The organism is Cetobacterium sp. ZOR0034 (genome assembly GCF_000799075.1).
Taxonomy (GTDB): domain Bacteria; phylum Fusobacteriota; class Fusobacteriia; order Fusobacteriales; family Fusobacteriaceae; genus Cetobacterium_A.
The window spans coordinates 92693-113186 of the sequence record NZ_JTLI01000007.1 but is presented as its reverse complement, the minus strand read 5'-3'; the positions used below and the strand labels follow the sequence as shown (position 1 = coordinate 113186).

The following is a 20494-nucleotide window of genomic DNA, read 5'->3' as shown; positions in this document are numbered from 1 at the left end:
ATTTTGGTAGAAAATGAAAAGATTTTAGAAAATTTAGAAAAGGTTGGTTTCGGAAGAAAGGAAGCAGAGGTTTTTTTAGAGTTGATAAAAAACCCAGGAACAAATGGTTCTCAAATAGCCAAAACTTTAGGTTATCCAAGAACAACAGTTTATCAAAATTTAGATATCTTACAAAAAAAAGGATATATAAATTCATATTTGGATAAAGAGATAACTTTTTATAAAACAATGGATTTGAATGAGATATTTGAAAACTATAAAAAAAATGTGGAAAGTGCTACAAAATTTTTAAAAGATGAATTAAATAAAGTTGGAGTAAGTGGAAAACAAAAACAATTTTATAACTTAAACTCTTTTGATGATATAAAAGATAGGTTTAAAACAATTTTAAAAAGAGCAGAGAAAGTTGTTTATATAAATACGAATTTGGATCTATTTGAATTTGAAAAAGATTTTAAAAAATTAAAAGAAAAAGGAGTTAGAATTATACTTTTCAGTTTTAATAAAACTGATTATGCGAATCTTGGGATTGAAGCTTATATAAGAGAGAGTTTTAATTTGAATGTGACTGATTCGGAAAAAAGAATAATGGTTGCAATAGATTCGACGGCAGCAATAATAGGAAGTAATTATGAAGGGGAGTTCTGTGGGACATATTCAGAGAATAAACTGCTTGTAAATATTGTAACAGAGCATATAAAAAATGATATCCACTTGATGAAATTAGAAAATCAATTTGGACATAATATCAATAAAATAATAACTTTAGATTTTTAAAATAAAATGGGGTGAATGAATGAAAAATCTATTTTTTTTAGGAGCGTTAGTATCAACACTTTTGGTATCAGGATGTAGTTCAAATGAAATAAAACATCAATCTGTAAAGAGTGATATAAGAAGTACTAAAACTACAATTTATGGGGCAAAGGACTCTACCTTAAGAGATTATCCACTATTGACAAAAGATGGAAGAATTTCATCGGATAGATTCAATATGGATATAAACTTTTTAGATGAAACGATAGATTTAACATTTGAAAATATATCGAAAGATGTAATTTTTCTAAGTTGGACGGATGCGAAGTATATAGGGTTTGATGGAAAAGAGCAGAGATTATTTAATTTAAATCAAAAGGATAGTGGATTCTATACTAAACCTATAGATTCTGGAGTTAGACCTGGAGAAAAAATAGAGGTTAAATTAATTCCAATTGAGAATTTAAAAGTTCTATTTGGTAATTCTACAACATCACAGGAGATATTGATAGATAAACCTTTGTTTCAGAATGAGAAACTTTTAAAAAATTATGCTCAAATGATAATTCCTATAAATTTAAACTCTAAAAAAGGACCTATTATTCAAACCAATATATATTTTGGAGATGGAAACAAGCCGAAAGAGGTTTCAACATTTTTAGATACAAAACCGACTAAAAAAATAGTTCATTCGACAACTAAAACGGGGGAAGAGTTAAAGAGTATAAAAAATGAAAACGAAAAGCTTAACACTGAAATTCAAAATAAAGAGGAGATATTAAAGCAACTTCGAGAAAAAGCTAGATTAAAAGCTGAGTTAGAGAAAAAAGAGTTAGAGATCGCAGAACTTATGAAAAAATTAAATGAAAATTAATAAATAAGGAGTGTACAGAATGCTAATTGGAAAAGATCTTTTAAAAAGTGAGATAGAAACTAAAGTGGGAGTTTTATTTAATAAGAGCATTGATGAAGCTAACTCTTTTGAAATCTATCAGAGTTTAAGCAGAGTAATTCTTGATAATATATCAAAGAACTGGTTAGAAACTAGAAAAAAATATGAAGAGGAAAAACAAGCTTTTTATTTCTCAGCAGAGTTTCTTATGGGAAGAGCTCTTGGAAATAATCTGATAAATTTAGGAGTTTATGAACAGATAAGTGAAGTACTATCAGAGATAGGGTTAGATATAAATACTATAGAAGCAGCTGAAGAGGATGCTGGGCTTGGAAACGGAGGACTTGGAAGATTAGCAGCTTGTTTTATGGATTCGTTGGTGACATTGAATCTACCAGGAACAGGATATGGAATCAAGTATAAAAATGGAATTTTTAAGCAAAAGATAGAAAATGGATTTCAGGTTGAGACTCCAGAGACATGGCTTAGATATGGGGATGTTTGGACAGTAGCTAGACCTTTTGATGAGGTTATTGTTGAATTTGGAGATTCTAAGGTTAGAGCGGTACCATATGACATGCCAATAATAGGGTATGGAACAGATAATGTGAATACTTTAAGACTTTGGGAAGCTAAAGCAATAGAGGAGTTAGACTTGAAAGAGTTTAACAATCAGAATTATGAAAAAGCTTTAGAAAATATAAATAGAGCTGAAGATATATCTAGAATCCTTTATCCAAATGATTCAACAAATGAGGGTAAAAAATTAAGATTGAAGCAACAATACTTCTTTACATCAGCTTCATTGCAAGATATAGTTAGAAAATTTAAAAAAATTCATGGAAATGATTTTAGCAAATTTTCAGAGTTTGTATCGATACAATTAAATGATACTCATCCTGTTATAGCTATACCAGAACTTATGAGAATACTAACAGATGTAGAAGGTTTATTATGGAAAGACGCTTGGGCAATTGTAGAAAAAACATTTGCGTATACAAATCATACTATTTTGTCAGAGGCTTTAGAGAAATGGTGGATTGGTTTATATGAAGAGGTTGTTCCAAGAATATCTGCAATAACAGAGAGAATTCACTATCAATTTTTAAATCTTTTAGAGGAAAAATATCCTGAAGATAGATCTAGAAGAGAGAGAATGAGCATTATTCAAGGGGATATGATACATATGGCTTGGTTAGCAATCTATGGATCATCTAAAACAAATGGAGTTGCTGCTCTTCATACAGATATACTGAAACATATAGAGTTGAAAGAGTGGTATGAGCTTTTCCCAGATAGATTCTTAAATAAAACTAACGGAATAACTCAAAGAAGATGGATGTTGCAATGTAATCCACAGCTATCAAAACTTATAACAGAGCTTATAGGAGATAGATGGATTACAGACTTCTCAGAAATGAAAAATTTAGAGAAATACTCTGCAGATAAAAATATAATAGATAGATTCTTAAATATAAAATTTGAAAAGAAAAAAGAGTTAGCAGATTACATAGAAAAAACTTCTGGAATTAAAATAAATCCAAGTTCAATCTTTGATATTCAAATAAAGAGACTTCATGAGTATAAAAGACAGATGTTAAACATACTTCATATTTTAGATCTGTATTATAGATTAAAAGAGAATCCAGAGATGAAAATTCATCCAGTGACATATATCTTTGGTGCTAAATCAGCTCCAGGGTATATGAGAGCAAAAGGAACAATAAAATTGATAAATGAAGTAGCTTCGATTATTAATAATGACTTGGATATAAAAGATATGATAAAAGTTATATTTATAGAAAATTATAATGTTTCAGCAGCTCAATATCTATTCCCAGCGGCAGATATTTCAGAACAGATATCTACAGCAGGAAAAGAAGCTTCAGGAACAGGAAATATGAAGTTTATGATAAATGGAGCTCTTACGTTTGGAACATTAGATGGTGCGAACGTTGAGATTGTTGAAGAAGCAGGAGTGGAGAATAACTATATCTTTGGATTAAAAGTAGAGGATGTAGAAAAAATGAAAAAAGAGGGATATAATCCATATGTTCCTTATAATGAGACACCAGGATTGAAAAGGGTTGTAGATGCTCTTATTGATGGAACATTAAACGATGAAGGAACAGGGTACTATAAAGAGTTGTATGATTCATTGATGAAGGGAGCTTCATGGCATAAACCAGATCAATACTTTGTTTTACAAGATTTTGCTGAGTTTAGAAGAGTTCAAGATAAAATTAATGAAGAGTTTGTAAACAGAGAGAACTGGGGAGAAAAAGCTTGGATAAATATATCTAACGGAGGAAAGTTTTCGTCAGATAGAACAATAGCTGAATATGCAAAAGAGATTTGGAATATAAAACCTCAAAAAATTTAAAAAAATAGGAACTACCACATTTTTGTGGTAGTTTTTATCATAACTTGATTTTTTTATTACACTTAAAATTAGGAGACAAAATATGAAGATACTTGCGGTTAGTGATGAGGCGATATTAGAGAGATATTCTCCAGAAACTTTGAAAGAGATGTTTAAAGATGTAGAGTTGATAGTTTCATGTGGGGATGTAAGCAACAGATATTTAGATTATCTTTTTACAATTTTAAATAAAGAGTGTGTATATGTTAATGGAAATCACATATACGCAGAGGATCATGACATAAGTTTTTGTAGAAATTTAGATTCAGGTGAAAACTGTACAGTAAAAGGTATAAAAATAGTAGGATTTGATGGAAGTCATATCTATTCAAGGGGAAATCATCAGTATAGTGAAAAAGATGTGTTTTTTATGGTAATGAAAAGTTATGTGAAAACTGTATTTAAAACAGTTGATTTAGTGATTAGTCACTCACCTGTTGGTGGAATAAACGAAGGAGATGATCCAATTCACAAAGGATTCAATAGCTATAGAAAAGCAATAGATCTATTAAAACCAAAGTATTGGTTGCATGGGCATGTACATTTGAAAAGTCATCATGAGATTCAAGAGGCACAGCTTGAAAATACAAAGATAATAAATGTATTTGGATATAAAGTTTTAGACTTGGATTTTTCTTAGGAGGAGGAGAGATGAAACAATTTATAGAAAAAGAGGAAGCTGAATTAGCTTTTAGAAAAGCCTTAAGAAAAACTAGGTTTAATTTTTTTGATAGAGAGGGAAAAAGAATAAAAGAGTTCTCAGTAGTAGAAAAAGAAGAACAACTATCAAATAGAGTTTATTTAGGAGTACGTGAGGTTCTCTTATCAAAAATAGTTGGAAGTGTAGAAAAAGCTCAAGATTTTGATAAAGATTTCAATCCAATCAGAGAGGAATCTAGAGTTAGATGGGTAAATGTTTATTTAAAAAGTTTAGAAGATGGAAGTTTGCCACCAGTTATTCTTTATAAGATAAAGGAAGAGTACTTTGTGTATGATGGCAATCATAGAGTTTCTGTAGCTAAAAATTTAAACTTTCACTCTATTGAAGCTGAGGTTTATGAGTTTTTTTCTGAGAAGAATGAAGATTCTGATATTTTATCAAGAGAGAGATTTAGTTTTGAAAAAGAAACTGGATTGAATGGAATAGAATGTTCAAAGAGCAGTATGTATAGAGAACTTAGAGATGAAGTAAGAAAATTTTCAGAGCTTTATTCATTAGGAGATGAGAGTTACGAACGTTCCACAGCGTGGTATCAAAGGATATTTATACCGGTAGTAAATATACTGCTGTCTAATTTTAAAGATTTAGAGCATAAAGGAAATGGAGATATATTTGTAGAGTATTTGAAGTATAAAAATAGTTACAAATTGGGAAATAAATATGAAAAAGGCTATACGTATACACTTGTGGATTATTTGAATAGAAATAAAATTTTGTTGGTTAAGAAAATAGAAACAGATATAAAGTTGGATAGTTTTTTAATAGATGATTTTAGAAAACTTTATTATATAGATAGAGTAATATTCTATACAGATGATACAAAAGGAAAGATTAAAGCGATTAGAGAATATTGTAAGAAACAATTTAGAAGAGAAACATTGATAATAGGAGAGATTGCTCTTTTTAGTTTAAATAATGATATTCCAGGATTCATTGTAGGTATGCAGAGATGGTTTGAGCAGGTGTATAATTTTTATAGAGATGAATTGGTAGTTAAATCAAGACAACTAAATGTAGATACAAAGGATTTAAATTTACATTCGGTTGTAGAGGACTGCATAAGATATTCGAGATATTATAGGAAAAAAGCTGATAAATTATTGACTAGAAAAGAGCTTGTTTATAGCTATTTATTAGATATATTTTTACCTATTTTTATACTGTTTCAAGAAAATGGAATTGAAAGTGATTTAAACACTCAGTATTTAAAAATAAGTCAGAGTTATTTATATTATACGAGATACGGTGGAGAAGATAATTTAAGAGTATTTCTTCAGAAGAATATCTTAAATAAAGAGGAGTATAAAATTGGAGATTTTATTCTCAGTAAAAATATTAAATTAGATTATAACTTAGATAAAGAGATGGAAACGTGCTGGATCTTAAAAGATTATGGCGGAACTCAGAACTATGAAACTCTTTATAGATTGAAAGAGTATATTAAGTTTTTAGAGATTGAAGATATGGAAGAAAAAAATAAAAAGTTGCAAGATGATATTGAGAAATTACTAAAAAATCGTGAGATTTTGATTCAATATAATAATAATAGAGTTTTGAATGTTATAAAAGGAAAGTGGGAGCAATATACATTTGTAGACTACTATAGCACATTAGTATAGAAAGAAAGCTATCAAACCATATTTCGGTTTGATAGCTTTTATATTTAATTTAATTTAATTTAATTTAATAATAGGTTCATTTATACTGTTAGAGATATAAGCACAATTTTTTCCAGCCTCTTTAGCTTTATAAAGAGCAGTGTCCGCTTCGTTATATAGATCAATAAAAGTAGAATTATTATTAGTTGTGAAAGTTATTCCAATACTAGCAGAAATTTTTACATTCTTTTCATCTCTACCATAGCTCGTGTTCATAAGAGTCAATAAACTTTTGATTTTATTGATTATAATTTTATCATTTTCAATATTTTCAATAAAAATTATAAATTCATCTCCACCAATTCTAGATATAACAGAATTTTCATAAAATATATCTTTTATTTTATCTGCAGATTCTTTAATTACATAGTCCCCAGTAGTATGACCAAGTTCATCATTTATAGATTTAAAATTATCTATATCTAAAATAATAAAAGCTGATTTATGATTTTCTAATTTTTCTTTTTTAAAATAATTTTTGATATATTCTTCTAAATACTTTCGATTGTAAGTTCCAGAAAGATAGTCTTGATTTAAAGAATCGAGTAAAGGTTGGATTTCAATTTTTTTATTAACGTCAAAACTTTTAAAAATCATTAAAAATAATATTACAAAAACAAAAATTACAATTAAAGTACTAGCTAGAGTTCCAAAAAAGTATTGAGAAATATTTAAATCTGTAATTATATACCAATTTGAAAGCTCTTTTTTGTTAAAAGCAATAAAATGCAAATCGCCATTTCTTTTTTTAAAGAAAACTCCTGAAGGATTATTGTTAATTAAATTATTTTTAAGTTGTAAATAATCACCTTTAAAATCACCAGCAATAACATTCATATCATCGTCTAAAATAGTAGTTGTATAACCTTTATTTGAAGGGCCATAACTATTTTTTAGACTTATTAAGTCAGATAGTCGAATAGAGATGAAAATTGCGCCATCAAAATTTTGTTCACTATCTAAAAAAGGATGAACAATAACTATATTTTTTTCACCAGTTGTTCGACTTATAATAACATCGCTTATAACGTTTGTTTTAAGTGTCTTTACTTTTTTGAAATACTCTCTATCCGAAAGGTCAGCTAAACCACCTTGAAGAGAACTAGATGTAAATCCATCTTTGTCCATAAGAGCAATCATAAGAAAATCGTATTTTTCTTGGAATGGTCTTAAAGAAAGAGCTCTTTCTTGGATAGGAATACTTTTATCTTTAATATACTTTAAGTTTGCTATAGATTCTAATAATAAGACTTTATCGTTAACTTTTCCACTAACATCAATAAAAGCACCTTTATTTATCAAAATAGTTATCTCTTCTGCTCTAGTGAAGATTTGTTTTGTAGATAAAAAAAGTGTAATCAAAAGAATGAGACTCATTAGAAAAATTATAAGTTTATTTTTTTTTATATTTTGTGACTTCATTTATAACTCCTATATTTTTTTATGGTATTATAAATACCATATCCTATGTTATATAGTTTTTGTAGGAAATAGTCAACAGTAATTTAAAAAAATAATTCTTTAAAAAACATATTTTTTTATTTCTTCAAAAATAGTATCAATGTCATTCAAATCTAAAATTTTTAAAATTTTGTTATTATCGATATTTTTTAAGTCACTCACAATAAATTTTAGATTTAATGGATTAGAAACACTTATATTTGAGATTTCTTGTCTTATTATTTCTAATTTTGGATATATACTACCTTTAAATCCCTCGAGAATAATTAGATCATAATCGTGGAAGAATTTAAGGTAGAAATCAAGGGGTTGTTCCTCTGTTTGCTCTAAGAACATAAATTTATTTTTTGAAAAAATAAGGGTTCCAATAGCTCCGGACTTAGAATGTTTATCAGTATCAGAGTTAAGATTATCCATTTGGAAATCATGTCCATCGTGTTTTATCGTTCCAACTTTATAACCATTCTCTTTAAATTTTTTTAAAAGTTTTGTGATCAGAGTTGTTTTTCCTGAATTTTTAACTCCAGATATTGCAAAAAATTTAGTTTTATTTTCTGAGGAGATATTTAAATTTTTATAATCTTCAGGAGTATTTATATTTTTTAAAATTTTTGAATCATCAAAAATTGTATATTTTAAATCGATATATTTAACATTTAGGTTTTTTACAAGATTTAAAACTTTATAATCTTTAGAGTCGATAGATTTTTTTATTTTCTCTAATGAAGATTTATTGTATATTCCCATCAATGGATGTATAAATCCATCTTTATCTTTGACAATGAAGGCGTCATATTCATTAGAGACAAAATCAGTTATGTAAGTTATAAAATCTTTAGTTAAATTTGGAACATCGCAAGGGGTAACAAAGAGGTAGTTTCCTATGCACTTTGAAAGCCCGGAATATAACCCAGAGATAGGTCCAATTTCACTGTATTCATCATCTATTCTAATAAAAGAGTCATTAGATATATTTTGTGATGAGTTTAATGAGATATATTTTCTATTAAAGTTAGAAAATAGAATCTCTAAGTTTTCTAGAAATGTTTTATTGCCAATTTTTAAAAGAGCTTTGTCATTGTAGTTCATACGGCTACTTTTCCCACCAGCAAGAACTAAAATATCAATATCTTCAAATTTAATCAATTAAAATCACCTTGACCTTATCGTTCTCTTTTAAAGAACTCGTTCCAGGAGATATTTCAACAATACAGTTTTTTCCAATAAGAGACGAGATTGTTCCAGAGGAGTGTTTTTTATCATTTAAAAAAACTTCACCATTATGGAAAAAACCTCTGATGAAACGTCTTTTAGATGAGGATTTGTTAAAGCCACCTTTAACTATCGCTTCGATTGTTTTAGTATTTTTAATAGTTCCTGAACTCATTTTATAAATAATAGCTCTTCCCAAGAGTTCAAAGTTAACAAGTGAAGCAAAGGGATTGCCAGAAAGAGATAAAATAAGTTTATCATCTTTTTCAGCTGCTAAAACAGGTGTTCCAGGTTGAATATCTATTTTCCAAAATAATCTATTTGCTTTTAATTCTTTGATAACGTCATGCATAATATCTTTTTTTCCAACAGAAACTCCACCTGTAGTAATAAGCAGATCGATATTTTTTAGTTCTTTCTCAATAAAATTCGAAACCAGGATTGGATTATCTGACATTGGAGGATACATAATACCATCAAGACCTAAAAACTTTAACTTACTCATCAAAGTGAAAAGATTACTATTGTATATTTTTCCAGGAGCTAAAGAAGCACCAGGCATAAGAAGTTCACTTCCTAAGCTAAGTATACCTATTTTAGGCTTTCTTAGAACTTTAACTTTATGGATACCTAAAGATGCAAAGACTCCGATGTGGTTGTATGTGATAACCTCTCCTTTTTGAACAACAAGCTCACCAACTTTTAGATCTTCGCCTTCGAAACAGAAATTTTCATGATTTTTTAACTCTCTATAAATTTTTAAAATACCTGTTTTTTCATCGAAATGAACCTCCTCTTGTTTTATGACACAATTACAACTGCTTGGAATGGGAGCTCCAGTCATAATTCTAAAAGCTTCATTTTTATTTATTTTATCATCACAGTAGCTTCCTGCAAAAATCTCAGATTTAACAAAAAAGGTAGCGGGATTATCTTTAGATGCTCCAATCGTGTCAAAACTATTAAATGTAAATCCATCTAAAGGTGAACGATTAAATGGTGGATTATTTAAAGGGGATAGGATATCTTCACCTAGTATAAATCCAAGGATATCTAAAAGATTTTTTTCTTCTAGCTCTTCTATTATATTAACTTTATTAATTAGAGTTTCAAGAGCGAGCTCTAAACTTATTTTTTCCATAAAACACCTCGTATAATTTAATTTTTCTATAATTAATATATCATAGAAATGAAAAAAAGGTAGGCTAAAATTAGCTTACCTTAAATAAAAGAATAGAGAGAATCAATGAATTATATTTACTTAGAGAATTTTCTCTCACAAACTTTAATCAATCTGAAAACTTCTTCGGCATTGCTCTTAGCAAACTTAGTCGCTGTCTCTTTTTTCATAGCTTCTTCTAAAGAGATTGGATAGTTTATGATTGAGAAGAAAGAATCAATTCCTTTTTCATGAGTTTTAACTGCATCCTCAGTAACTCCACCAGCTAATCCAATAACAGGGATATCGAATTTTTTAGCTATTTTTGCAACTCCAACAGGAGCTTTTCCCATAGCTGTTTGATGATCTAATCTACCTTCACCAGTTATAACAAAGTCAGCGTCAGCAAGAGTTTTTTCTAGTTCAACTGTTTCTAAAACGATATCTATTCCAGAAGTTAGCTGACCCTTGAAAAAGGCCATTAGACAACCACCAAGTCCACCAGCAGCTCCAGCTCCAGGAAGATTTGAAACATCTATTCCAATCTCCTTTTCTATAACTTTAGCAAAGCTCATAAGACCATTATCTAGAATTTTTACCATCTCTTCTGTTGCACCTTTTTGACGAGAGTAGATTTCGGCAGCTCCTTTAGGTCCGTAGAATGGATTGTCTACGTCACAAGCGATTGTAAACTTGCAATCTGCTAATTCAGGCAATACATTTGTGAAATCGATAGATGCAATTTTATCTAAAATCTCTCCTCCACCGATAAGCTCTTTTTTGTTTTTATCTAAAAACTTATATCCAAGAGCTGCAAGCATTCCAACCCCAGCATCGTTTGTTGCACTTCCACCAAGACCAACTATAAAATCTCTACATCCTTTTAAAATTGCATCTCTTATAAGCTCTCCAGTCCCAAAAGTTGTGGCTTTCATAGGGTTTCTATCTTCTGGTTTTAAAAGAGGTAAACCAGAAGCTTCAGCCATTTCAATTACAGCACTGTTATCTCCAAGAATACCATATTTAGCTTTTATCTCATCCATAAGTGGTCCATGAACTGTAAGTTCTACAAATTTACCATTAGCTCCCTCAACTAAAGCTGGTAAAGTTCCTTCTCCTCCATCTGCTATTCCAACTTTTTTTACTTCAGCATCTGGATAAACCTCCTTAATTCCAAGCTCTATAGCAGCTCCTAATTCTACAGAACTAAGGCTTCCTTTAAACGAATCTATCGCTATTACTACTTTCATTTTTTCCTCCTAAAAAAATTTTAATAATTGCGATTAGTTTAATACAATTATTTCAGATTATCAACATTTTTTTTAAAATATTAGTCATAAATTCAGTTTCATGTTAATATCTATTAAAAAAATAGAGAGGGAGATCTTAGATGGAATATAGGATTATAAATGTTTTGCAAACAAGAGAGTTAAAAGCAAAATTTACAAAAAGCGAGGAGAGTATTTTAGATTTTATAGAGAAAAATTTTGAAAAAATTCCTGAGTACTCTGTTCTTAGACTTTGTGAAGAGGCTTATGCTTCACAGGCTACAGTGAATAGAGTTTGTAAAAAACTTGGTTTTAAAGGTTTCAGTGAGTTGAAGTATTCTATAGAGCAAGATTTACAAAAAATGAAAAATTCAAAAAATAGTAGCATTAATAATACATTTTTTTATATCGAAAATATAAACTTTCAAGATTTAAAACCGATTGTAGAGATTTTGAAAAAAAATAGAAAAATTTTGATTTACGGCTTGGGAGCTTCTGAGATAACAGCTCTTTATTTTCAAAGACAGCTACTTTACTTAGGATTTCAGGCAATTGTTGTAACAGAGGAGAAGATGATAGAGAAGTTTGATGATTTTATACTTTTTATAATTTCAAGCTCTGGAGAAACCCTGAGAGTAAAACATGTTGCTAAAAGCTTCAAAGACAGAGGGAAAGTCGTGATATCTATCACAAAGTTTGGGAGTTCACTACATGAGCTTTCAGATTGTGCTTTTACTCATAATATATCGATAGATAAATTAGATGCCATATCGAGAGAGCAACAGCTACATATGATAATAATGATAAATGAGTTGATAAACAAATCTCAAATTGGATAATTATCCACAAAAAAGGATTAAGACTTTTTGTTCAGTTAGTTTATAATAGTGTTAAAAAAAGAACAAAGAGGCGATTAGAATGAGTAGAGATATAAAAATATTAATGCACACACATTGGGATAGAGAGTGGTATTTTACAAAAGCTGAAACACAAGTACTTTTAAGAAACCATATGTTTGAAGTTATAGAGTTTTTAGAAAAGCACGAGGATATAATCTATGTTTTAGATGGTCAAAGTGTTATGTTAGACGATTTTATCGAATTTGCACCAAAGTGGAAAGAAAGAACAGAAAATTTAGTTAAAAAGGGAGCTCTAAGAGTTGGACCTTGGTATACACAAACAGATTTACTATTAGTACACGGAGAATCAATCATTAGAAACCTATTCTACGGAGTAAAGAAAGCTATGGAGTATGGAGATGTAATGAACGTAGGATATGTTCCTGATACGTTTGGTCATTCGGCTCAAATGCCACAAATTTATTCACAATTTGGAATAGAGAGTACTTTCTTCTGGAGAGGATACAGTGAGTTAAAAGGAGAAAAATCAGATTTCTTATGGAAAGGAATCGATGGAAGCGTAATTTTTGGAATAAACTTAGCAACAGGATACCAAGGAGCTAAATATCTAGAGAGCGACAAGGATGAGCTGAAAGTAAGAATGGAAAAAATCATGAAGGTTCTGGATAAATATTCAGCTGGAAATGCTAGATTAGTTATGAATGGACATGACCAAATGCCAATTCAAAAGGATATCCACTCTATTATGGAAAACATGAGAGATTTCTATAAAGAGGATAAGGTAGCTGTATCTGATTTTGAAAGCTACATTGATACTCTAAGAGATATAAACCTAGAAACTGTTGAGGGAGAGCTAAACCACAGTAAGCATGCTAGAATTCATAAGACAATAACTTCAACAAGAATGGATATAAAACTTTTAAATACAGAGTTAGAGTATAAAATATACAATGTTTTAGAGCCACTTGCTCTTTTAGGAAAAGAGTTAGGAATCGATTACCCTCATGAGATATTCGAAAAGTGCTTAAAAGAGTTATTTGGAGCTCATGCACATGATAGTATCGGAGGATGTAACTCAGATTTAGTAAATAGAGATATAAAACAAAGATTAACTCAAGTAAAAGAGATTTTAGATACTCAAATCGAACTTTATATGAGACTTATATCTTTAGCTTCAACAAATGATGAGAATGTAGTTACTCTTTACAACTACCTACCTTATGCTAGAAAAAATGAGAAAGTTGAGATGGAGTTCATAACAAGAACAAGCGACTTTAAAATTTTAAATGGTGAAAAAGAGATTGAGTACGCTGTATTAGAGCAAGAGATTGTAGATGCAGGACTTATTGATAGACAAGTTGCAGCTAGACTTTTAGATATAAAAGTATTCAAAACAAAAGTAAGCTTCGTAATAGATGAGATAGATGGATTATCTGTAAAATACTTATCTTATAAAGATGGAGAAAGCTATAGCTTAGTTTCTGAAAAAGTTGTTGGAGATTCTATAGAAAATGATATCTATAAAATTTATGTAGAAAATAACAAGCTGAATGTACTACTAAAATCTGAAAACAGAGTTATAGAAGATGCATTCTATATAGAGACAAGTGGAGATGCAGGAGATAGTTATGACTACTCACCACCACATAAAGATTTAATAATAGACTCTAAAGAGGTTGTAATAGATGGATGCACAGTATTAACGTCGAAGGACGAATCAATTTTAAATTACAACCTAACATATAAATTACCAAAGAATCAAAACTCTAGAGATGAAAAATCTTTAGATGCTACAGCAAAATTCAATGTAACAATCTCTTTAGGGCTTAAAGATGTTGTAAAAGTTGGAATTGAACATGTAAACTACTTAGAAGATACTAGATTCAGAGCGGTTTTAAATACAGAGATAGATACAGATAGAGTGGAATCAGATTCACATCTATGTGTAGTGGAAAAACCAGTTTACTTTGAGAAAGAGTTAAGCATTTGGGAAGAGGATAAGTGGGCAGAAAAGCCAGTTTCAATTGAAACATTCAACTCATATGTTTCTTTAAAATCAGAAACTTCAGAAGCGACTATGTACTCTTACGGATTAAAAGAGTATGAAGTAGTAGATAAAAAAGTTTACATAACTCTATTTAGAACATTCTCTCATCTTGGAAAAAGAGAACTTATAAATAGACCAGGAAGACCATCTGGAATTGAGATTGAAACTCCAGATAACCAACTTTACAAAGAGAAGTTTAACTTCAGTTTAGGATTTACATTCTTCAAAACTGAGCAAAATAACAGTGAGAAAGCTCGTGAATTCTTAACACCAGTAGAAGGATATCAATTAAAAGAGTTCAACAGATTCAACATAAACGTACCAAACGTTAGAAAGAATATAGATACTAATTTAAATATAGATCTAAATGGAGCGGTAGTAAGCAGTTTAAAAGAGAGTGCTGATGGAAATAATACTTTCTTAAGAGTGTTTAACCCAACTGCAGGAGAGATTAAAATAGAATTAAATGGAGATGTTTTCTTAAGTAATATGTTTGAAGAGAAATTAGAAGCTATAAAGAGTTACTCTTTAAAGAGCCAAGAGATTTTAAACATCGTTATCGATAGAAAATAGTCAAAGGGGTATTAAAATGCAAAAGTTAAAAAAAGAGCTTCAAAGTTTTGGAAAGACTCTGCTGTTTCCAATATCAATCCTATCATTCATGGCGATATTTTTAGGGTTATCAGCAGCTTTACAAAATCCAAATATAGTTAAGTTTTTACCTTTTTTACAAGGGGATACAGCACAATTAGTTTTAGGTTTTATTAGAAGATTATCAGGAGTGCCATTTGCTCAATTGCCACTACTTTTCGCAATGGCTATTCCTTTAGGGGTTGTTAAAAGAGATAAAGAGGTAGCAGTATACTCATCAGTTATAGGTTATATAGCTATGCTTGTTGGAATGAACTATCTTCTAGCTATGCAGGGTTATACACCGAAAACAACGGATATAAACTACCTAATCAATCTTATGGGGATGAGTCAAATTGAAGCGACTCTTCATAACGCACTATTCACAAATGTTTTAGGAATATTTGTATATAATATGAATGTTATTGGTGGAATGATAGCTGGTCTTTTAGGAGCAGCTATCCACAACAAATTTAGACAGGTGGAGTTACATCCAGCTCTAAGTTTCTACAGTGGAAAAAGATTTGTACCGATAGCTACAGTTTTAATGATGCCACTTGTTGGAATGGCTTTAGTTTATATCTGGCCAATAATAAATGATGCAATCATGAGCTTAGGAACTATTATATCAAAGTTAGGAACATTTGGAGTATTCTTATATGGATTTGTAGAAAAAGCTATAAATCCAACTGGACTTCATCACATTTTAAACCAAGCGTTTAGATTTACAGCTCTTGGTGGAATAGAGAATGTGGCAGGAACTACTCAAGTTGGAGGTCTGAACATCTACTTTGCGGAGTTAGAAAATCACCTTCCATTCTCTCCAAAGGCTACGGTTTACTTAGCTCAAGGAAAGATTTTACACATGGTATTTGGAATGCCAGGAGCACTATTTGCTATGTATAAGTGTGCTTTACCTGAAAAGAGAGAGAAGTTCTTAAAGTATTTCATACCTGGATTAACAGCAGTTATACTTACAGGAATAACAGAACCAATTGATTTTACATTTATATTTATATCACCAGCACTTTGGTTTATGAACTCTGTTTTAGCAGGACTTGCATTTATGGTGCCAGCAATGCTAGAGGTTACAATTGGAAATATCCAAGGTGGATTAATTGACTGGATAGTGTTTGGAGCACTGCAAGGAACAGTTACAAAATGGCATCTATTCTTAGCAATCGGACCAATATTCTTTATCATGTATTACTTTGTTTATAGTTTTACAATAAAAAAGTTCAATGTTATGATAATAGGAAGAAATGCATCTGACTTTGAAGATACTCAAGATGAAGAAAGCTGTAAAGCTGGAGATACAAAAGTTGAGAATACCTCTGCAAATAGTGAGGTTAAAGATCTAATAGATGGTCTTGGAGGATTACAAAATATAGTTGAAGTTGATAACTGTATTTCAAGACTTAGAATAGAGGTAAAGGATAGTTCAATAGTTAATGTAGATTTAATTAAAAAGACTAAGCCTAATGGAGTGATAGTTCCAGATTCTAGTAATGTTCATATAGTTTTCGGGGGAAGAGTTACAAAAATGAGAAATCTTTTAGATGACTATATTTTTGGGGCGAAATAACAATATAAAAAATAGCTGAGTTCATTTATTGAATTCAGTTATTTTTATATGTTATAATTGTTTTTGGAGTAGTAAATAAAAAAGGAATGGGGAAATATGGAGATAGATATCTATAAGTTAGGTGAAAGATATAATCTGACAGAATCAGAGGAGTTAGCACTTAGCTATATTGTAAACAACATTGAAAAAGCTTTAGAAGTTGGAGTTAGAGGTGTTGCAAAAGAGTGTTTTGCTTCTACTTCTGTGGTTATGAATCTTTCTAAAAAGTTGGGGTATAAAGGATTTATCGATATGGTTTATAGATTAGAGCTGAGTCTTAAATCTAATTCAGCAGAGAAAGATTTAAAGAGCAGTTATTGTCAGGACTTCACTTTACAAAAAGGTATGAAGTTTAGGAATCTTTTAAAAGGAAGAAAACGAGGGGCTATATTTGTTCATGGAGTTGGATTTTCAGCTCATATAGCAAGATATATAAATGATAAACTTATGGTTTTAGGGTATTTTTCAATGATGTCTGAATATATGGAGAATGTTGAGAGAGATTATGATGAGAAACCACTGCTAATTGTTGTTTCGAAATCAGGAGAAACAGCAGCTATATTAAATCTTTGTAATAAGGCAAAGGCGAATGGTGTTCCAATTATTGTGATAACAGGGATAGTCGGAAGTAGTATGGAAAAAATTTCTGAAGTAACATTTGTAGTAAAAAATAGTAATCTATTAGATGATAGGAATTTAGAGAAGAATGATTTTTTTGGAAATAGTATTCTTTTCTTTGAAGAGTTAATAGATGGATATTTAAAAGGGAACTAGTAAAATAGTTCCCTTTAGTTTTTTATTATTTTAATTCTGGCCAGTATCCTTTGTTTGCAGCTATTAAATCATCTAAAATTGCTTTTGCTACAGTTGCACTTGGAACAGTTTTTGACATAGTTAGAGCTTGCCATAACTTTTGGTAAGAACCCTCTATCCAAGCTTCAACAGTCAGTTTTTCAACAGAAACTTGTTGCTCCATAAGTCCTTTTTGGAATTGAGGAATAGCTCCTATAACTAAAGGCTCAGGACCACCATTTCCAACTATACATGGGATTTCAACCATTGCAGTTGAATCAAAATTAACGATAGCGCCGTTATTTTCCACAATCAATAACATCTTCTCTTTTGTATTGAAAGCAATGGCTCTAGCTAAGTCAACTATATATGAAGCATGCTCATCTATATGTAGACCAGTATCTTTTGAAGTTTTATTTTTAACTATTCTATCACACTCTCCAAACACAAATTTCTCTCTTCCATCCATAACCTCATTTGCTCTTGTATACTCTTTATCAGAGTGTTGAACAACATAATCAGGGAATAAATAATATTTTAAGTAAGTATTTGGTAAAGTTGTAGGATCTACAGCGTATACATCTTTTGCTTTAGCAAACGTATCGTTCCAGCTAGCATCTGTGTGTTGGTTATCCCCCTTATCCTCCACGTATCCAAACTTTGCAACATGTTCTTTAATTTTTGGCATTAAATCGTTTCCAGCTTTATCTTTTATAGATTTCCACCAACCGAAGTGATTTAAACCATAATACATTATATCCATATCTTTTCTAGAATTTAATCCAAGAATTTCAGCCATTCTAACTTCAATTCCAATTGGCATATCACAGATATTAAGTACTTTTGAGTTTGGTTTTAATCTTCTTGTAGCTTCAGCAACTATAGCAGCTGGATTTGAATAGTTTAACATCCAAGCGTTTGGAGAGTATTTCTCCATGTGGTCAATCAGTTCGATAACTCCTCCGATAGATCTCATACCATAAGCAACTCCACCAGGACCACAAGTTTCTTGACCAACAACTCCATGCTTTAAAGGTATTTTTTCATCTAATTCTCTCATTGGATATTTTCCAACTCTGATATGAGCCATAACGAAATCTATATCAGTGAAAGCCTCTTCTGGTTTTGTACTATAACTAAACTCTATCTCTGGAGCTTTTTCTTTTAAAAGTATTGCACAAGCATCTCCAATTTTAGCTTGTCTTTCAGCGTCATTATCATACATTTTAATCTGTCTGATTGGGAACTTGTCTAAATTGTCTAGTAGCATTAAAATTATTCCTGGAGTAAATGTACTTCCTCCACCTGCGATTAAAATTGAAAACTTTTTCATAATAAATCCTCCTATACGTTAATTAAATTTTTTGTATTTTCTAACTCTTTATTCATTAAATCTTCAAAACAATCTCTAACTTGTGGAACAGATAACCCCACGATAATTTGGAATGATTTTCCTTTTCTAACAACACCATGAGCACCAGCGGCTCTGAAAGTTGCATCATTTTCCACTAAACTTTCATTTAAAACAGTTACTCTAAGTCTAGTTGCACAGTTATTTACAACCTCTATATTACTAGCTCCTCCTAAAGCTTCAAGGAAAGAGTAAGCTTGATCAAAATAAGCATTTTCAACTACAATATTTCCATTTTTAGAATCTTTTTTATTTTTAAAGTCTTGTTTTGTATAAAGTTTAACTTCTTCCTCTTCATCCTCTCTTCCAGGAGTTTTTAACTTAAATTTTTCTATAAAGAAAGAGAAAACAAAGTAGTAAACAGGAATGAAAGCAATTCCAATTGCTAATTGTGTAAACATTATAGAACTATGATTTTTGAAAAGTGGAATCCAGTTTATAGCGGCAATTTCAATAAGTCCTGATCCCATATTTCCAACAACTCCAAATGCATACATAACTGCGGCCATAGTAGCTGCTAAAACAGAATGTATTGCAAACAGGAAAGGTGCAATAAATAGAAATGTAAATTCTAATGGTTCAGTTATTCCAACTAAAACAGCTGTAAGTGCAGCTGGTATTAGAAGTCCAGCAACGACTTTTTTCTTTTCTGGCCGAGCTGTTTTATACATAGCTAAGGCTATACCAATAGCTCCAAACATTTTGCTGTTTCCATGTAGTGCAAATCCACCAGCAGGGAAAAGTTCTTTTAACGGCAGAGTTGAGTTTGCAAAAGTCGATAAATTTTGTGCCCAAGCTACTTGAATACCACCATCAATAACAGCTGGTCCGAATATAAATGGACCATAAACAAAGTGATGTAGTCCAGTAGGAATAAGAATTCTTTCAAGTAGAGTGTATAACCAAACTCCAAAAGTTCCAGATGATGTCATCAGTAGCTGTAAAGATGAGATTCCCATCTGAACTTTTGGCCACACCAAACATGTTACGTATGATGCTGGAATCATAGCTAAGAAGGCAATCATTCCAACAAGGGCACTTCCTTGGAATATACCCAAAAAGTCAGGTAGTTTTGTATCGAAAAATTTATTGTGTATATAGATTGTTAGACCAGAGATAGCAATAGCCCCAACAATACTTGTATCTAGAGTTTTAATACCTGCAATTGTAGTAAGTCCACTTAAGCCACCGATATTTTGTGTGAAATCTACTCCGAAACTACTCCCCCAAAATGTTAAGATGGCATTAATAAAGTAGTTGTAAGTAAGATAAGTTACTAAAACTGATAAGCAAGCTCTCGGATGAGCTTTTTTAGCTAAACCAATAGGTAAACCAACAGCGAAAATTAATGGAAGCTGTCTAAATACTGTCCAACCACCCTCTTCGATTATGTAAACAAGTTTGTAGAAAGTACCATTTGGATCTGCAAGAGAACCAACGAAATCTGGATTTTTTAAAATAATAGTTAAAGCAACTGTTAAACCTGCAAACGGGAAAAGTAGCACAGGTGCAAAAAGTGCCCCACCTAATCTTTGAAAGAATTTTAACATTTTGTACCTCCTAATTTTTTTCTAGGATCCT

The 20494-nt window shown here is 30.6% G+C and carries 15 protein-coding genes; 9 read left to right on the top strand and 6 right to left on the bottom strand.

Annotation, left to right across the window (positions count from 1 at the left end; translation table 11 throughout):
• Positions 1-3 precede the first annotated feature (3 nt).
• The 5 genes from L992_RS02685 to L992_RS13065 all read left to right on the top strand — a co-directional run bounded on the left by L992_RS02685 (position 4) and on the right by L992_RS13065 (position 6410).
• Entirely contained in the window at positions 4-777 is a 774-nt protein-coding gene (locus L992_RS02685) for a TrmB family transcriptional regulator (RefSeq protein WP_047383703.1), read from the top strand.
• 19 nt (positions 778-796) lie between these two features.
• Positions 797-1630 carry a hypothetical protein gene (locus tag L992_RS02680; protein ID WP_047383702.1) on the top strand — a complete coding sequence of 278 codons (834 nt, stop codon included), beginning with the start codon at positions 797-799 and terminating at the stop codon, positions 1628-1630.
• Between the two features lie 19 nt (positions 1631-1649).
• Positions 1650-4031, top strand: coding sequence for a glycogen/starch/alpha-glucan phosphorylase (locus L992_RS02675; RefSeq protein ID WP_047394238.1), 2382 nt, complete (start codon positions 1650-1652; stop codon positions 4029-4031).
• An 82-nt stretch (positions 4032-4113) separates the two neighbouring features.
• Positions 4114-4710: a hypothetical protein gene (locus tag L992_RS02670; RefSeq protein ID WP_047383700.1), complete on the top strand. Its 597-nt coding sequence runs from the start codon at positions 4114-4116 to the stop codon at positions 4708-4710.
• 11 nt (positions 4711-4721) lie between these two features.
• Positions 4722-6410 (top strand): hypothetical protein, encoded by a 1689-nt coding sequence (locus L992_RS13065; RefSeq protein WP_052191786.1) that lies wholly within the window; start codon positions 4722-4724, stop codon positions 6408-6410.
• Between the two features lie 54 nt (positions 6411-6464).
• On the opposite strand, the gene L992_RS02660 is transcribed toward L992_RS13065, so the two are convergent.
• The 4 genes from L992_RS02660 to L992_RS02640 all read right to left on the bottom strand — a co-directional run bounded on the left by L992_RS02660 (position 6465) and on the right by L992_RS02640 (position 11531).
• The gene (locus tag L992_RS02660; protein WP_197053373.1) at positions 6465-7811 is read right to left on the bottom strand and encodes a diguanylate cyclase domain-containing protein; all 1347 of its coding nucleotides are present in this window, start codon (positions 7809-7811) and stop codon (positions 6465-6467) included.
• Between the two features lie 159 nt (positions 7812-7970).
• On the bottom strand, positions 7971-9056 hold the full coding sequence (mobB, locus tag L992_RS13295; RefSeq protein WP_081982668.1) for a molybdopterin-guanine dinucleotide biosynthesis protein B: 1086 nt from the start codon (positions 9054-9056) through the stop codon (positions 7971-7973).
• Entirely contained in the window at positions 9049-10263 is a 1215-nt protein-coding gene (locus tag L992_RS02645) for a molybdopterin molybdotransferase MoeA (RefSeq protein WP_047394234.1), read from the bottom strand. Before L992_RS02645 ends, mobB begins: the two co-directional genes overlap by 8 nt.
• Before the next feature lie 116 nt (positions 10264-10379).
• Positions 10380-11531 carry a glycerate kinase gene (locus L992_RS02640; RefSeq protein WP_047394231.1) on the bottom strand — a complete coding sequence of 384 codons (1152 nt, stop codon included), beginning with the start codon at positions 11529-11531 and terminating at the stop codon, positions 10380-10382.
• A 140-nt stretch (positions 11532-11671) separates the two neighbouring features.
• Between L992_RS02640 and L992_RS02635 the strand changes: the two genes are divergently transcribed.
• The 4 genes from L992_RS02635 (at position 11672) to L992_RS02620 (ending at position 17484) form a co-directional block, all read left to right on the top strand.
• On the top strand, positions 11672-12388 hold the full coding sequence (locus L992_RS02635) for a MurR/RpiR family transcriptional regulator (RefSeq protein WP_047394229.1): 717 nt from the start codon (positions 11672-11674) through the stop codon (positions 12386-12388).
• A gap of 79 nt (positions 12389-12467) precedes the next feature.
• Positions 12468-15029 (top strand): glycoside hydrolase family 38 C-terminal domain-containing protein, encoded by a 2562-nt coding sequence (locus tag L992_RS02630; protein WP_047394226.1) that lies wholly within the window; start codon positions 12468-12470, stop codon positions 15027-15029.
• A gap of 16 nt (positions 15030-15045) precedes the next feature.
• On the top strand, positions 15046-16671 hold the full coding sequence (locus tag L992_RS02625) for a PTS transporter subunit EIIC (protein ID WP_047394223.1): 1626 nt from the start codon (positions 15046-15048) through the stop codon (positions 16669-16671).
• A gap of 96 nt (positions 16672-16767) precedes the next feature.
• On the top strand, positions 16768-17484 hold the full coding sequence (locus L992_RS02620) for a MurR/RpiR family transcriptional regulator (protein WP_047383690.1): 717 nt from the start codon (positions 16768-16770) through the stop codon (positions 17482-17484).
• 25 nt (positions 17485-17509) lie between these two features.
• Here L992_RS02620 and L992_RS02615 read toward each other — a convergent pair whose 3' ends face one another.
• Positions 17510-18835 (bottom strand): 6-phospho-alpha-glucosidase, encoded by a 1326-nt coding sequence (locus tag L992_RS02615; protein ID WP_047383688.1) that lies wholly within the window; start codon positions 18833-18835, stop codon positions 17510-17512.
• An 11-nt stretch (positions 18836-18846) separates the two neighbouring features.
• Positions 18847-20463: an alpha-glucoside-specific PTS transporter subunit IIBC gene (locus tag L992_RS02610; protein WP_047394221.1), complete on the bottom strand. Its 1617-nt coding sequence runs from the start codon at positions 20461-20463 to the stop codon at positions 18847-18849.
• Positions 20464-20494 lie beyond the last annotated feature (31 nt).